Raw genomic sequence first — 14466 nt, 5'->3', positions numbered from 1 at the left:
ATCCTCGCGTTCTACTCCCCCCGTCCGGCCGCCCGGCGCTACCCTGACGCCCGGAGGCCCGGACCAGAGCGGGCCGGGGAGGGCCAGCGATGGCCAGGAGAAGAGTTCTCGCCGCTGCCGGGGTGGCCGCAGCCGTCGCCCTCGTCGCGTTCGGCGCACCGCAGAGCGTCGAGGGGATCGTGCCGGGACAGGCCAGCATCCAGTTCACGGCCGCGGGCGACTACGCCGCGAACGCGAACACCCAGACCGTGCTCTCCGGGATCAAGTCGCTCAACCCCGACCTGCATCTGGCGGTCGGGGACCTGTCGTACTCGACCACCGGGCAGGAGCAGGCCTGGTGCGATCTCGTCACCCAGACCGTCGGAGCCGGGTTCCCGTTCGAGCTCGTGTCCGGCAACCACGAGAGCAACGGGCAGAACGGCAACATCAACGACTTCTCCGCCTGCCTGCCCAACCAGCTCCCGGGCGCAGTGGGGACCTACGGACGGCAGTACTACGTCGACGTGCCGCAGGGGTCGCCGCTGATCCGGTTCATCATGATCTCGCCCGGGCTGCCGTTCTCCGACGGCACCTGGACCTACGCGGCCGGGACGGACCACTACAACTGGACCTCCGCCGCGATCGACGGCGCCCGCTCGGCCGGCATCCCGTGGGTGGTGGTCGGGATGCACAAGCCGTGCCTCTCGATGGGCCAGTACACCTGCGAGGCCGGTCCGGACATCATGAACCTGCTGGTCTCCAAGCGGGTCGACCTGGTGCTGACCGGGCACGAGCACCTCTACCAGCGCACCAAGCAGCTCGCGACGGGCGCCACCTGCCCGACGATCACCCCCGGCACGTACACCGCGGCGTGCGTCGCCAACCCGGGCAACACGCTCGTCAAGGGCGCCGGGACGGTCTTCGCCACGGTCGGCACCGGCGGGAACAACAACTACGACATCAATCCCGCGGACACCGAGGCGGGCTACTTCGCCTCCACCTACGGCAACTCGGCGGCTCCGATCTTCGGGCTGATGGACGTCACCGCGACCGCGACCCAGCTCAACGCCTCGTACGTGCGCACGGCCGGCGCGAGCTTCAGCGACCAGTTCACCATCGGTCCGCCGACCGGGGGCGGCAACCAGCCGCCCAACGCGGTCATCTCCTCGTCGTGCACGAACCTCACCTGCGCGTTCGACGGGACCGGCTCCAACGACCCGGACGGGATGGTGACCTCCTTCGCGTGGGACTTCGGCGACGGGACGACCGGCACCGGCAGCACTCCGAGTCACACGTATGCGACGGCGGGCACCTACCCGGTGCGCCTGACCGTGACGGATGACGGCGGCGCGACGGGCACGGCGACGACCTCGGTCACGGCGACCGCCCCGCCTCCGCCGCCGAACGTGCTGGCGGCCGACTCCTTCACCCGCACGGTGTCGGGAGGCTGGGGCATGGCCCCGACCGGCGGCGCGTGGTCGGGTACCTCGTCGCTGTACTCGGTCAACGGCAGCGCCGGCCTGATCCAGCTCGTCGCGGGCTCCGGCGGGACGACCCGGCTGCCCGGCGTCTCGTCGACCGCGACGGACCTCCGGCTGTCGGTCGCGCTGGACAAGGTCCCCTCGTCCGGCAACGTGTACCTGACGATCCAGGGCAGACGGATCGCCACGGCCGGCGGCTACACCTCGAAGGTGATCGTCTCCTCGGCGGGCAAGGTCACCATCCAGATCACGCGGGTCGACCAGAACGGCGGCAACGAGGTCGTCGTGCAGTCGTCGGTCGCCGTGGCGGGGATCACCTACGCGGCGGGGCAGAAGCTCGACATCCGGATACAGGTGACCGGGACCAACCCGACGCTCATCCAGACGAAGACCTGGCTCGACGGCACGACGGAGCCCGCGGCGTGGCAGCGCTCGGTGACGGACACGACGGCGGCGCTCCAGGCGGCCGGCGGGCTCGCCATCACCGGGTACCTGTCGGGCGGGGTCGCCAACTCGCCGGTGACCATGTCGGTGGACGATCTGAGCGCCGTGACCCCGACGCCGTGAAAGAGGCCGCCCGGCCGCGAGCGTGGCCGCCGATCGGTGGATCGGCGGCCACGGGTGCTCAGGCCGCGCCGCCCCAGAACCCGCTGAGGCCCGCGGCGGCGGCCCTCCCCTGGTCGTAGCCCGCCTGGGCGGACGCCGGCCGGCGGGAGAGGTCCATCATGCTGTCGCCGAACGCAGCGAGCGACGCCCGGTCGGGGAGGATGGTCTCGACCGCGCTGCCGCCGGCCCGGAGCTCCTCGACCTGCGCCGAGAGCTGCATCCCCCACGCCTCCGGATGCCGGCTGCGGCCGCCGAACGGCGAGAGCACCAGGACGCGCTCGTAGCCGGCCGCCAGGTCGGCGTTCTCGTTGCGACGGTAGCCGCCGTCGATGTACTGCCCGCCGTCGAGGGCGTAGGCGAAGCCGCTGGAGCAGCTCGCCGCGACGGCGTCCGCCAGCGCGACCCCGCTGTCCCGGTCGAAGGCCACGCCCTCGCCGGTGCGCGCGTCGACAGCCGTGAACAGGATGCGCTGCTCCGGCCACTCCTGGCGGGGCAGCCGGGAGGCGACGGTCGCGCGCCACTGCGCCTGGCGGCCGGGGTCCGCCTGCTCGGCGAGCCCGATCGCCCAGGCGCCCATCCGGCGGCGCATGTCGGCGGCGTCCGAGGACTCCGCGATGATGCGGCCGGTGACCTCCAGCTGGCTGGAGACGGAGCCGGCGACGCCGCGCGCGACACCCTCACCGCCCGGCCGGCCGCCACCTGGCCGCTTCGGTGTCGGAGCGTCGAGGATGGCGGCGAACAGCTCGCCGGGCGGCGCGCTCGTGATCTGGGCGGCCGCCGTCGATCCGGCCGACGTGCCGACGATGAGGTCGGCGCGGGTGACGTCCACCCCGCCGTCGAGGAGGCCGGCGATCACGCCGAGCTCCCAGGCGTTGCCGGAGGATCCGCCGCCGTGGAGGACGAGCGCGCGGGAGGAAGGAGAAGTGTGTGCGTTCATGGGAGTGCCTTTCGCGACGATGCCTTCGGGCGCTCCGGCGACGGCTACCGGCGTCGCGCGATCGTGCACTGCAGGGGAGCACCCACTGCGGATGTTGCGTTCATGGGTCTCACCTCCTGCGTCCGGATCACGATCGGGAGAACGTTAGCACGGCCGCCGCGGCAGGCGTCCGAAAATTCTGCTTGCGCTTTCGGGCGGCTTCGCTCTATGGTGTGCTTTATCGATTGAGCATCCATTCGGTTCAGCGAATCGCCCGATGCTCAATCGATAAAGCGATCACCGACACACAGTCAGACCCTGCTTCATCGTTCAACCGAGTGCTTTATCGTTTGAACACCTGCTTCATCGTTTGAGCATCCGCTCCCACGAGACCAGCGAACGACACGGAGGCACCGATGCCGAAGACCCGGGACGCACGTTCGGCCGTCACCCTGAAGGACGTCGCCGAGCGCGTCGGCATCACGTCCTCCGCCGCCTCGATGGCGCTGGCGGACCACGCCCGGATCAGCTCCAAGACCAAGGCCGCCGTGCGGCAGGCGGCGCAGGAGCTCGGCTACGTCCCGAGCTCCGCCGGCCGGGCCCTGCGCAACCAGCGGGCCGGCGCCGTCGCGCTCATCGTGCCGAACACCTCCCAGCACGTCTTCGGGCACAGCTACTTCATGCACGTGCTCACCGGGGTGTCCGACGCCGCCAACGCGCACGACAGCCAGGTGATCGTCTCCACGAACTCCGACACCGAGAACGGCGTCGCCGCCTACGAGCGGGTGGTGCGCTCCCGCAGCGCGGACGGCGCGATCGTCACCAGCTCGGCGGTGAACGACTTCCACGTCGAGGAGCTCGTCGCCTCCGGCCTCCCGGTCGTGCTGATCGGGAACTTCCCGTACCTTCCCGGCTCGGTCAGCATCGGCATCGACGACGTCGCCGCCACGCGCCTGCTGACCGAGCACCTGATCGACGTGCACGGCCGCCGCCGGCTCGTGCACGTGACCGGACCGCTCGACCACCAGACCGGCCTCGACCGGCGGGAGGGCTTCCTCGCCGCCGTGCGCTCGCGCGGCCTGGAGGCCGGCGCGCAGGTCGTCCGCGGCGAGTTCAACGAGGAGTCCGGCGCCGCCGCGGTCGTCGCGGCGCTGGCGGACGGCCGGGAGGTCGACGGCATCGTGTTCGCCAACGACGACATGGCGTTCGGCGGCCTCCAGGAGCTCAAACGCCGTGGCCTCCGCGTGCCGGAGGACATCTCGATCGTCGGCTTCGACGACTTCGGGCTCGCCCGCGTCACCACCCCCGGCATCACGACGATCGCCGTGCCCGCCGAGGAGATGGCCCGCCGCGCCACCGAACGGCTCTTCGACCTGGTCGAGGGCCGGTTCGACGGGCCGGCGCACGAGGAGCTCGGCGTGACCTTCGTGCCGCGCCGCTCGTGCGGCTGTCCCGATGCGACATGAGCGGCGCCACCTGACCATCCCCTCCCCCGATACCGCTCCACCCGCCCCACCGCACCATCCCCACCCCACCCACAGCACCGCCCCCTCCCCTCATCTGCACTGCTCAAAGGAGAACACTCGATGAAAATCCGCAGATCCCTCGTCGTCGCCGCCGGTGTGGCCGCGTCGATGCTGGCGCTCACCGCCTGCTCCGGCACGTCCGGCGCGTCCGGCGGCAAAGTCGACCTCACCGTCTGGACCGGCTTCACCGGCGGCGACCGTCCCGGCTACGACACCATCGTCAAGGACTTCAACGCCTCGCACCCGAACATCCACGTCACCATGAACGTGCAGCCCTGGGACACCATCGCCCAGAAGCTGCCGTCCGCGTGGCTGACCGGGCAGGGCCCCGACATCGCTGCGCCCTCCAGCGACCCGAACGCGATCGCCCAGTACGTGAAGACCAACTCGGTCCTCGCGATCACGAACACGGGCTCCGGCGACACGAAGATCAACACCGACAAGCTCGCGCCCGGCACGGTGAATGAGTTCACCTACGACGGCAAGCTCTACGCCGTCCCCGCGAACTTCGCGACGCTCAGCCTGTACTACAACAAGAAGGCGTTCGCCGCCGCGGGCATCGCGAACGCTCCGACCACCGTCGCCGAGCTCCAGGCCGACGCCAAGAAGCTGACGATCAACGGCGGCCAGACCCAGTACGGCCTGTCCCTCGCCGACAACCAGACCATCCAGATGTGGCCCATCCTGCAGTGGCTGGAGGGCGGCGACATCGTCGACGCCAAGGGTTGCAGCGTCGTGCAGACCAGCGCGGGGCAGAAGAGCCTGTCGACGTGGAGTGACCTGGTCGTCCAGGACAAGATCTCCCCCGTCGGGCAGACCGGCGCCCAGGCCGACTCGCTGTTCTCCGCCGGCAAGGCCGCGATGGAGATCAACGGACCGTGGGCCGCTCCCGGCTACAAGTCGGCGGGCATCGACCTCGGCATCGCGAAGGTCCCGGTCGGCGTGGACGGTTCGAGCGTGACGCTCGGCTCCACGGCGCCGCTCGCCGTCTCGGCCAAGACGAAGCACCCGCAGGAGGCGCAGGAGTTCCTCGCCTACTGGACCAGCAAGACCGCCCAGGAGAAGTTCTCGCTGCAGACCGGCTTCCCGCCGCTGCGCACCGACCTCGCCGACGACGCCAAGCTGAAGGCCGACCCGACCGTGTCGATCTTCACCTCGCAGGTCCCGGACTCGCGGCTCTACCTGCCGCACGTCACCAACGCGACGCAGGTCGACGCCAACGCGTACGTGCCGCTGATCGGGCAGATCACCCGCGGGACCTCCGTCGCCTCCGCCACCGCCGACGCCGCCAAGACGATCGACAGCCTGACGGGGTGCAGCAAGTAGTGAGCACCCACACCACCGAGCCCGCCCTGTCCCGCCCCGCGCGGGACGGGGCGGGTCCCCTCCCCCGGACCGCGGAGCCGGTGCGGCGAGGCCCGCGCGGCGACGGGAGCACGCGCCGTCGCCGGCGCCGGTTCCAGCCGGCCTGGCTGTTCATGGCGCCCAGCCTGATCATCCTGGGCGTGTTCGTCCTGTTCCCGATCCTGCAGACGCTGTACTACAGCTTCTTCGACTGGACGATCGGGGCCTCGACCCAGACGTTCCTCGGGTTCGGAAACTACATCAAGCTCTTCCAGGACCCGCAGTTCTGGAACGCCCTCGGCGTCACCCTGGTCTTCACCGCGTTCGCCGTGGTCCTCCAGATCACCCTCGGCTTCGGCTCCGCGCTGCTGCTGCTGAAGGACAACCTGATCACCCGGATCGTGCGCTCGGTGTACTTCTTCCCGACGATCGTGTCGTTCGTCACCATCGGGCTGGTCTGGAAGTTCCTGCTGGATCCGAGCATCGGCCTGGTCGGCGGCCTCACCCAGCTGCTCGGGCTCCAGCCGGTCGCCTGGCTGACGTCGACCTCCCTCGCGCTGCCGAGCGTGATCTTCGTGGCCGTCTGGCGCAGCGTCGGCTTCGCCATGATCCTGTTCGTCGCGGCGCTGAAGGCCGTGCCGGCCGAGCGCTACGAGGCCGGCCGCCTCGACGGCGCGAACAACCGGCAGCTCACGCTGCACATCACCATCCCGAGCGTGCGGCCGACCCTGCTGTTCGCGACGATGATCCTCACCATCCAGTCGCTGCAGGTGTTCGACCTGGTCTACGTGATGACCGACGGCGGCCCGGTGTTCCGCACGGACAGCCTCGTGAACCTCATCTACCGGGACGGGTTCGTGAACTACCAGACCGGCTACGCGTCGGCGGTCTCGTGGGTCCTCTTCGCCCTCATCATGCTCCTCTCGCTCCTCCAGCTCAGATTGTTCAGGTACAACGATGTCGACTGAAACCGGTGTCCGCGTCAGGCGCCCCGGCGCGATGACAGCGCTGGCCGCCTCCTCCAAATGGATCTTCCTCGGGATCGGCCTGCTCTTCGCGATCGTGCCGTTCATCTGGATGGTGTCCGGCTCGTTCCGCAGCGAGAGCGACCTGTTCGGCAACCCGGCGTCGCTGTTCCCGACCTCGATCACGCTGCACGGCTACCTCGGCGTGTGGGAGCAGCTCCCCTTCCTGCGGCTGCTCGGCAACACGTTCCTCTTCGCGGGCGTGACCACCGCCGCGACGCTGCTGTTCGACTCGCTGTGCGCGTACGCGCTGGCGCGGCTGAAGTTCCGCGGCAGGAACCTCGCGTTCATCCTCGTCATCGCCACGCTGATGGTGCCGTTCCAGGTGACGCTCATCCCGGTGTTCATCGAGCTGTTCCACTTCGGCTGGCTGAACACGTACCAGGGCCTGATCGTGCCGCGCGCGACCAGCGCCTTCGGCATCTTCCTGTTCCGGCAGTTCTTCATCAGCATCCCCACCGAGCTGGACGAGGCGGCCCGGATCGACGGGGCCGGCCACTTCCGCATCTACTGGAGGATCATCCTGCCGCTGGCCAAGCCCGCCATCGCGACCGTCGCGATCCTCAACTTCATGAACCTCTGGAACGACCTGCTCTGGCCGCTCGTCGTCACCAGCGACCCGAACATGCTCACGCTGCCCGCGGGGCTCACGCTGTTCGGCGGCCAGCACGTGACCGACCACGCCGTGCTGCTCGCGGGCGCCACCATCTCGCTCATCCCGATCGCCGTCGCGTTCTTCTTCGCGCAGAAGTACTTCGTGGCCGGCGTCGCGACGACGGGGCTCAAGTGACGGCCGCGGGGCTCGGGCCCGGCGAGTTCGCCTGGGCGGCCGGGATCGAGGACACCTGCGTCTACCCGCCGGAGCACTTCGCGATGGCCGACCTGGACGAGTACGACCTCACCGACCACACCGGCAACTGGCGGGACGACCTCCTGGCGGTCCGCGACCTGGGCGCGACCGTGCTGCGGTACGGCGTGAACTGGCCGCTCGTCCACACCGCGCCGGGGGTGTTCGACTGGTCGATGCTGGACGAGCGCCTGCGGTTCGCGTCGGAGAAGCTCGGCCTGACCGTGATCGCGGACCTCGTGCACTACGGGACGCCGACCTGGCTGCGCGCGTCCTTCGCCGACGCGCTGTATCCGCAGGCGGTCGCGGAGTTCGCCGGCGCGTTCGCCGCGCGCTACCGCGGGGTCGTGGACCACGTGACGCCGCTCAACGAGCCGCTCACCACGGCGTCGTTCTGCGGCCTGCGCGGCGTGTGGCCGCCGTCGCTGACCGGCTGGGACGGCTGGACCGCCGTGACCCTTGGGGTCGTGGAGGGCATGGCGGAGACGATCCGCGCCGTCCGCGCCGCGAACCCGGACGCGGTCGTCGTGCACGTGGAGGCCTCCTCGCTCTACCGCACGGACGACCCCGGGCTCGCCGAGCACGCGGCGCTGCTGGAGTCGGTGGGGATGCTGCCGACCGACCTCCTGCTCGGCCGCGTCGACGCGTCCCACCCGCTGCACGCCTGGCTGCGGGAGCAGGGCGCCGACCCTGAGCGGCTGAAGCGCCTGACCGTCGCCCCGCCGACCGTCGACCTGCTGGGCGTCAACTACTACCCCGACCTCTCGCCGCGCACCCTCGTGCAGCACGGTGACGAGGTGGCGCAGGTGGCGACCAACCGCTGGAGCGACGGCCTCGCCGACAGCCTCCGCGCGTTCTCCGCCCGGTACGGCCTCCCGATGCTGATCACCGAGACGAGCATCGAGGGCGACGACGAGGTGCGGTCCGCGTGGCTGGACGACTCGGTCCGCTCGATCGGCGAGCTGCGCGCGGAGGGCCTCGACATCCGCGGCTACACCTGGTGGCCGGTCTTCGACTTCGTGGACTGGTCGTACGCGTCCGGCGGTCGCAACGTCGAGGAGTTCGTGGTGGACGACGACATCGTCGCCGCCCGCCAGCACTCCGGCGACGGGGCGCAGGACGGCCGGCGCGCGAAGACGCCCTTCCTGCGGCGCATGGGCGTCATCCGGCTGGACGAGCAGGAGGACGGCCGGCTGGCGCGCGTCACCACCGCGGCGGCGGAGCTCTACGCCCGGCTGGCCGCCCAGCCCGAAGGCGACCGAACCGGGACGGAGGTCGCCGATGAACTCGCGAGCTGAGCCGGTCTACGACGGCTACTTCGCCGACCCGTTCCTCGCCCGCTTCGGCGGCGAGTTCATCGCCTACGGCTCGGGCGACGACCGGCTGCTGGTCGGCACGGAGACGCACGCGTTCGAGGCCCTCCGCTCCCCCGACCTCGTCCACTGGACCAGCGCAGGCGGCATCCTGGAGCGGCCGGACCCCGCGCTCGGCGACGCCTACTGGGCGCCGGAGGTCGTGGCCGCCGACGGCGCTTACTGGATGTACTTCTCCGTCGGCCACGGCATCGTCGGCCACCACCTGCGCGTGGCCCGGGCGGACTCCCCGCTCGGCCCGTTCGTCGACCAGGGCGTGAACCTGACCCCGGGCGAGTCGTTCGCGATCGACGCGCACCCGTTCCGGGACGTGGACGGCAGCTGGTACCTGTTCTTCGCGCGCGATGTGCTCACCGGCGCGCGACCCGGCACGCACCTCGCGGTGATGCGCCTCGACTCCCCCACGCGCCCCGGCTCCGACCCGGTCGCGGTGCTCGCCCCGGACGCCGACTGGCAGCTCTTCGAACGCGGCCGCACGATGTACGGCCGCACCTTCGACTGGCACACGCTGGAGGGCCCGGCCGTCGTGCGGCACGGCGACCGGTACGTCCTGTTCTTCTCCGCGGGCAGCTGGGAGGGCGACGGCTACGGCGTCTCGGTGGCCACAGCGCCGCACCCGCTCGGCCCGTGGACCCACGAGGTGCGCCAGGCCGCCGACGTGCTGAGCACGGAGCTCACCGGCCTCCTCGGCCCCGGCCACAACTCGGTGCTGCGGCTGGACGACGGCGCCGACGTGATCGCGTTCCACGCCTGGGACACCGTGGGCGGGAAGCGGCGGATGTTCATCGAGCCGCTGGCGTGGGAGGCCGGCGAACCGAAGGTGGTACTCCCCGGGCCTGGTTCGCTGGCGACGGCCGCCACAGGATGGAGGGCGTGAACACCCCCACCGCCCCCATCGCCACCACCGCACTCGTCACCGGAGCCACCAGCGGAATCGGGAAGGAGATCGCCCGCCAGCTCGCCGCGCAGGGCTGGAACGTCCTGCTCGGCGCCCGCGACCGCGCACGCGGCGAGGAGGTCGCCGCGGAGGTCGGCGGCATCGTCCTCCCGATCGACGTCACGGACGCCGACAGCGTGGCCGCCGCCGCGGCTGCCGTGCCCGCCCTGGACGTGCTGATCAACAACGCCGGCATCTCGCTCGACATCGCGGACGTCGTCACCGACGTGGACGTGGACGTGTTCCGGCGCACCTACGAGACCAACGTGTTCGGCGTGGTCGCCGTCACGAACGCGTTCCTCCCGGCGCTGCGCCGCTCCGCGCATCCCCGGATCGTCAACATCTCCAGCGGCACCGGCTCGCTCACCTGGAGCACCGGGCCGAACCCGCAGTTCGACCACGTCGCCGCCTCGTCCGGCCGCGGCGCCGCCTACCGGTCGTCGAAGGCCGCGCTGGACGGCCTGACCATCTTCTACGCGCACGCCCTCGCGGCGGACGGCGTCAAGGTCAACGCGCTGGCGCCCGGCCTGCGCGCCACCAACCTGAACCCGCGCGCTGCGGGAGCAGGCGGCGACCCGGCCGAAGCCGCGGAGGGCGCTGTGCGGCTCGCGATGCTGCCCGACGACGGGCCGAGCGGGCTGCTGTTCTCGTGGGACGGGACCGTCGCGCCCTGGTAAGCGCGCGGCTCGTCAGCGCACGTCGTACTGGGCCCGCCCGAACAGCTCCACCCACTCCGCGTACGTGTGGTCGTGCCCGATCGGGCACCAGCACCGGACGCTGATCGCGCGGCTGTCGCCGGAGCCCTGGATCGTCTCGACGTGCGCGACGGGCGCGGGCCTCCTGATGGGGGTAATCGCTGCACCCATGATCGTTTCCTGTCTCGTTCGGTTTCCCCCACCTCTCGAAGAAGCGTAGGTCGGCGACCTGTGGTGGACGGCCTGGATCAGCGAACTCGAAGCCTGGCGGCCGCCCCAGTTCTCGGGTAGACGGAGGCGCTCATCCTCGGGTGGGCGGCGTCCCGGTCGGCGGCGCCAGTCGGTGCGGCCGCGGGTGGCCGGAGCGTGGCCCAGCGCGTACGATCCACACCATCACCCGTTCGCCGACCGAGACGAGTCCGTCATGGAAACGCGCACCATCCACACGCCAGGAGCCGAGGTCGTCTACGACGTCGCGGACGCGGAGGCCGGCGAGGGAGGTCATCCCCCGCTCGTCATGATCGGCCAGCCGATGGACGCGAGCGGCTTCCGCGCCCTGGCCTCCTACCTCCCCGACCGTGTCGTGGTCACCTACGACCCGCGCGGCCTCGGCCGGAGTACGCGCAGCGACGGCGAGGTGACCAACACCCCCACGACGCAGGCCGAGGACGTCCACGCCGTCATCGAGACGCTCGGCGCCGGCCCGGTCGACCTGTTCGCGAGCAGCGGCGGTGCCGTGACCGCGCTGGCCCTGGTGACCGCCCATCCCGGGGACGTGCGGACCCTCGTCGCGCACGAGCCTCCGCTGCCGGCCGTGCTTCCCGACGCGGACGCCGCCCAGCGCGGTCTGGACGCCGTACACGCCGCCTACGACGCCAACGGCTTCGGCGCGGGCATGGCCGCGTTCGTGATGATGACCTCGTGGCGCGGCGAGTTCACCGACGACTACTTCGCCCTCCCCGCCCCCGACCCCGCGATGTTCGGGATGCCCTCCGCCGACGACGGAACCCGCACCGATCCCCTCCTCTCGGAGCGCTCGGTCGCGATCACCGGCTACCGCCCCGACATCGACGCCCTGAAGGCCGCCCCGACCCGCATCGTCGTCGCCGTCGGCGAGGAGTCGGAGGGCATCTTCACCGGCCGCACCTCCACCGCTCTGGCGGACCTGCTCGGGACGTCGCCCGTCGTCTTCCCCAGCCACCACGGCGGCTTCGCGGCCGAGGACTCCGGCTACCCGGGCAAGCCCCGGGAGTTCGCCGCCCGCCTCCGGGACGTGCTCGACGGGTCGTGAGAAGCGACTTCGCCGGAAGCACCGCCCAGTACTACGCCGGATACCGCCGCGACCTCCCCACCGACCAGACAGCGCGGCTCGTCGCGGCCACCGGCCTGAGCGCCGGCGACATCGCCCTGGACCTCGGCTGCGGCACCGGCCAGCTCGCGGTGCCCCTCGCGGAGCACTGCTCCGCCGTGGTCGCGATCGACCCGGAGCCCGACATGCTCGCGGGCCTGCGCGCCCGCCGCGTCGAGCGGGTTGTGTGCGTGCTCGGCGACGACCGGGATCTGGCCCTGCTCGCAGTCCCCTTCGCTGCCCCGATCGGCCTGGTCACGATCGGGAACGCCCTCCACTGGATGGACGAGCCGACGACCCTGCGGAACGCCGCTGCGCTCGTTCGCCCGGGCGGCGCGGTCGCCGTCGTGACGCAGGGCCCGCCGCTCTGGCTCGGACCCGCGCCGTGGCAGCGGACGGTGCGGAACGCGCTGGAGTCGCTGTACGGTCCGGTGACCGGCAACTGCCGCACGGACTCGTCGGCCCTGGAGGAGCGCCGCGACATGGCGACGGCGCTGGGCCTCACCACCGAGGTACTGACGTGGACGGCCGCGTACCCGGTCACGGTGGACTGGGTGATCGGGCATCTGGGCAGCGCGCTGGGCTCCGACCAGCTGACCCGGATGGAGGAGCTGGCGGCGCTCCTGGAGCCGCTGCGGGGCGAGGCGATGATGGAGGAGGTCACCACGAGCGTGCTGATCGTCCGCGGGCAGGAGTGAGTCGATGCCAACGCACCGGCGCGTGCGCCACACTGACACCGTGACCACCTCCGACCGCACCCTCGTCCTGCTCCGCCACGCCAAATCCGACTGGTCCGGCGCCCTCCCCGATGTCGACCGCCCGCTGGCCGAGCGCGGCCACGCCCAGGCTCCCCTCGCGGGTCGCTGGCTCGCCGGCCACGTCGGCGCGATCGACCTCGCCGTCGTGTCGCCCGCACAGCGCGCCCGTGAGACCTGGGAGCTGGTGTCCGCCGAGCTCGCCCCCGTCCCTCCCGTGGTCTTCGATGAGCGCGTGTACGCGGCCTCCGCCGACCGGCTCCTCGACATCGTGCGGGAGGCGCCGGCCGACGTCCGCACGCTGATCCTGGTCGGCCACAACCCGGGCATGGAGCAGCTCGCCTCGCTGCTCGCCGGCGAGGACGTGACCCTGCCCACCTCCGGCATCGCCGAGCTCGGCGTCGACGGACCGTGGTCCGGGCTCGACGCCGCGTCCGCGGTGCTGCGCGCTGCGGGACGAGCCGACGGACGCGACCTGAGCTGACCCTCCCGAGCCCTGTTCCACCGCGTCACAACTGCATTGACCGGGCGGTCAATCAATTCTAAAATGAGGCCCGACCCCCAGATCGGGAGCCGACTGACGAAAGGATGTTGGTGTCGATGAAGAAGTGGATTCGCTGGCAGGACTGGGTGGCCGTCGCCGCCGGTCTGTATGTCGCATTGTCGACGATCTGGATCGCCCCCACCGGGGCGTCCTTGCCGATCATGCTCGTCCTCGGTGTGCTGCTGGTCGCCGCGGGAGTGTGGAGCCTGGCCATGCCGGGCCTCGTCTCGATGGAGTGGATCCACGTCGCACTCGGCGTCCTGCTCATCGCCTCCCCGTGGGTGGGCAACTACACCTCGAACGCCGCCGCCGCCTGGACCTCCTGGATCGCGGGAGTCGTCGCCCTGGCCGCCGGCCTCCTGGCCGTGCAACCGGCGATGAAGATGCATCACCCGCAGGCCACGCACTAGATCGACCATGTGCGAGGGGCCGGCCTCCGGCCCCTCGCACACCACGGGAAGGACACACGTGGACCAGCCGACGGACGCGCGCACCCGGATCCTCGACGCGGCCGAGACCCTCTTCGCCGAACGCGGGTTCGACGCGACCGCGACCTCCGCCATCGCCCACGCAGCGGCTGTCCCCAAGGGCCTCCTGTTCTACTACTTCCCCTCCAAGAAGGACATCCTCGCCTCCCTGGTCGGCGAGCGCCTCGGCCCGGGCCGGATCGACCCCGACCCGCTGATCGAGCCGGGCAACCCCGTCCGCTCGCTGCTGAACCTGAGCCAGAAGCTGTTCCGCGTGCAGGCGGACTCCGACGTGCTGCGCGTGATCGTCTGGCGCGAACAGCACTCGCACCCGGAGGTCAAGGCCAAGCTGGCCGCGCACCGGCGGGCACTGCACGCGACCATCGAGAAGGTGCTGGCGGGGAGCCTGCGCATCCCGGTCGGGGGGAATCGGCTGCGGGCGGCCGCGCTCGCGTGGGGCGCGATCGTGACGACGCCTCCGCTGGAGGACGGCGCGGGCGAGACGCGGCCGGAGGATCTGGCGGCGCTGGCGGAGATCGTGTGCGCGGGGTTGCAGGCCGACTGAGAGCTCGCGCCCTAAAGTGTGAGCGTGGCGCCCCCTCACCTGAATCCATTGCCCGCCG

The 14466-nt window shown here is 71.3% G+C and carries 15 protein-coding genes; 13 read left to right on the top strand and 2 right to left on the bottom strand.

Going from position 1 to position 14466, the window contains the following annotated elements; genetic code table 11:
* The first annotated feature begins 89 nt into the window (after positions 1-89).
* Positions 90-2027: a PKD domain-containing protein gene (locus ABCS02_RS04050; protein ID WP_345834313.1), complete on the top strand. Its 1938-nt coding sequence runs from the start codon at positions 90-92 to the stop codon at positions 2025-2027.
* A gap of 58 nt (positions 2028-2085) precedes the next feature.
* On the opposite strand, the gene ABCS02_RS04045 is transcribed toward ABCS02_RS04050, so the two are convergent.
* Positions 2086-3003, bottom strand: coding sequence for a patatin-like phospholipase family protein (locus ABCS02_RS04045; RefSeq protein WP_345834312.1), 918 nt, complete (start codon positions 3001-3003; stop codon positions 2086-2088).
* 395 nt (positions 3004-3398) lie between these two features.
* Between ABCS02_RS04045 and ABCS02_RS04040 the strand changes: the two genes are divergently transcribed.
* The 7 genes from ABCS02_RS04040 (at position 3399) to ABCS02_RS04010 (ending at position 10711) form a co-directional block, all read left to right on the top strand.
* Positions 3399-4448: a LacI family DNA-binding transcriptional regulator gene (locus ABCS02_RS04040; protein WP_345834311.1), complete on the top strand. Its 1050-nt coding sequence runs from the start codon at positions 3399-3401 to the stop codon at positions 4446-4448.
* Between the two features lie 120 nt (positions 4449-4568).
* A complete protein-coding gene (locus ABCS02_RS04035) occupies positions 4569-5834 on the top strand; it encodes an ABC transporter substrate-binding protein (protein ID WP_345834310.1) in 1266 nt (421 codons plus the stop codon).
* Positions 5834-6820 (top strand): sugar ABC transporter permease, encoded by a 987-nt coding sequence (locus ABCS02_RS04030; RefSeq protein ID WP_345834309.1) that lies wholly within the window; start codon positions 5834-5836, stop codon positions 6818-6820. Before ABCS02_RS04035 ends, ABCS02_RS04030 begins: the two co-directional genes overlap by 1 nt.
* Positions 6810-7667: a carbohydrate ABC transporter permease gene (locus ABCS02_RS04025; RefSeq protein WP_345834308.1), complete on the top strand. Its 858-nt coding sequence runs from the start codon at positions 6810-6812 to the stop codon at positions 7665-7667. The genes ABCS02_RS04030 and ABCS02_RS04025 overlap by 11 nt, the downstream gene beginning before the upstream one ends.
* Positions 7664-9022: a family 1 glycosylhydrolase gene (locus ABCS02_RS04020; RefSeq protein WP_345834307.1), complete on the top strand. Its 1359-nt coding sequence runs from the start codon at positions 7664-7666 to the stop codon at positions 9020-9022. Before ABCS02_RS04025 ends, ABCS02_RS04020 begins: the two co-directional genes overlap by 4 nt.
* Positions 9006-9974 (top strand): glycoside hydrolase family 43 protein, encoded by a 969-nt coding sequence (locus ABCS02_RS04015; RefSeq protein ID WP_345834306.1) that lies wholly within the window; start codon positions 9006-9008, stop codon positions 9972-9974. The genes ABCS02_RS04020 and ABCS02_RS04015 overlap by 17 nt, the downstream gene beginning before the upstream one ends.
* Positions 9971-10711, top strand: a complete 741-nt coding sequence (locus ABCS02_RS04010; protein ID WP_345834305.1) for an SDR family NAD(P)-dependent oxidoreductase — start codon at positions 9971-9973, stop codon at positions 10709-10711. Before ABCS02_RS04015 ends, ABCS02_RS04010 begins: the two co-directional genes overlap by 4 nt.
* 12 nt (positions 10712-10723) lie before the next feature.
* Here the strand turns inward: ABCS02_RS04010 and ABCS02_RS04005 are convergent, their stop codons facing one another.
* Positions 10724-10900, bottom strand: coding sequence for a hypothetical protein (locus tag ABCS02_RS04005; protein ID WP_345834304.1), 177 nt, complete (start codon positions 10898-10900; stop codon positions 10724-10726).
* A 253-nt stretch (positions 10901-11153) separates the two neighbouring features.
* On the opposite strand from ABCS02_RS04005, the gene ABCS02_RS04000 reads away from it, so the two are divergent.
* The 5 genes from ABCS02_RS04000 to ABCS02_RS03980 all read left to right on the top strand — a co-directional run bounded on the left by ABCS02_RS04000 (position 11154) and on the right by ABCS02_RS03980 (position 14408).
* The gene (locus ABCS02_RS04000; RefSeq protein ID WP_345834303.1) at positions 11154-12020 is read left to right on the top strand and encodes an alpha/beta hydrolase; all 867 of its coding nucleotides are present in this window, start codon (positions 11154-11156) and stop codon (positions 12018-12020) included.
* Positions 12017-12775 (top strand): class I SAM-dependent methyltransferase, encoded by a 759-nt coding sequence (locus ABCS02_RS03995; RefSeq protein WP_345834302.1) that lies wholly within the window; start codon positions 12017-12019, stop codon positions 12773-12775. The genes ABCS02_RS04000 and ABCS02_RS03995 overlap by 4 nt, the downstream gene beginning before the upstream one ends.
* A gap of 40 nt (positions 12776-12815) precedes the next feature.
* Positions 12816-13316: a histidine phosphatase family protein gene (locus tag ABCS02_RS03990; RefSeq protein ID WP_345834301.1), complete on the top strand. Its 501-nt coding sequence runs from the start codon at positions 12816-12818 to the stop codon at positions 13314-13316.
* Between the two features lie 116 nt (positions 13317-13432).
* Positions 13433-13786: an SPW repeat protein gene (locus ABCS02_RS03985; protein ID WP_345834300.1), complete on the top strand. Its 354-nt coding sequence runs from the start codon at positions 13433-13435 to the stop codon at positions 13784-13786.
* A gap of 58 nt (positions 13787-13844) precedes the next feature.
* Entirely contained in the window at positions 13845-14408 is a 564-nt protein-coding gene (locus ABCS02_RS03980; protein WP_345834299.1) for a TetR/AcrR family transcriptional regulator, read from the top strand.
* Positions 14409-14466: the final 58 nt, after the last annotated feature.

It is taken from the genome of Microbacterium sp. X-17 (genome assembly GCF_039615055.1).
This window is presented reverse-complemented; position numbering and strand designations above follow the sequence as displayed.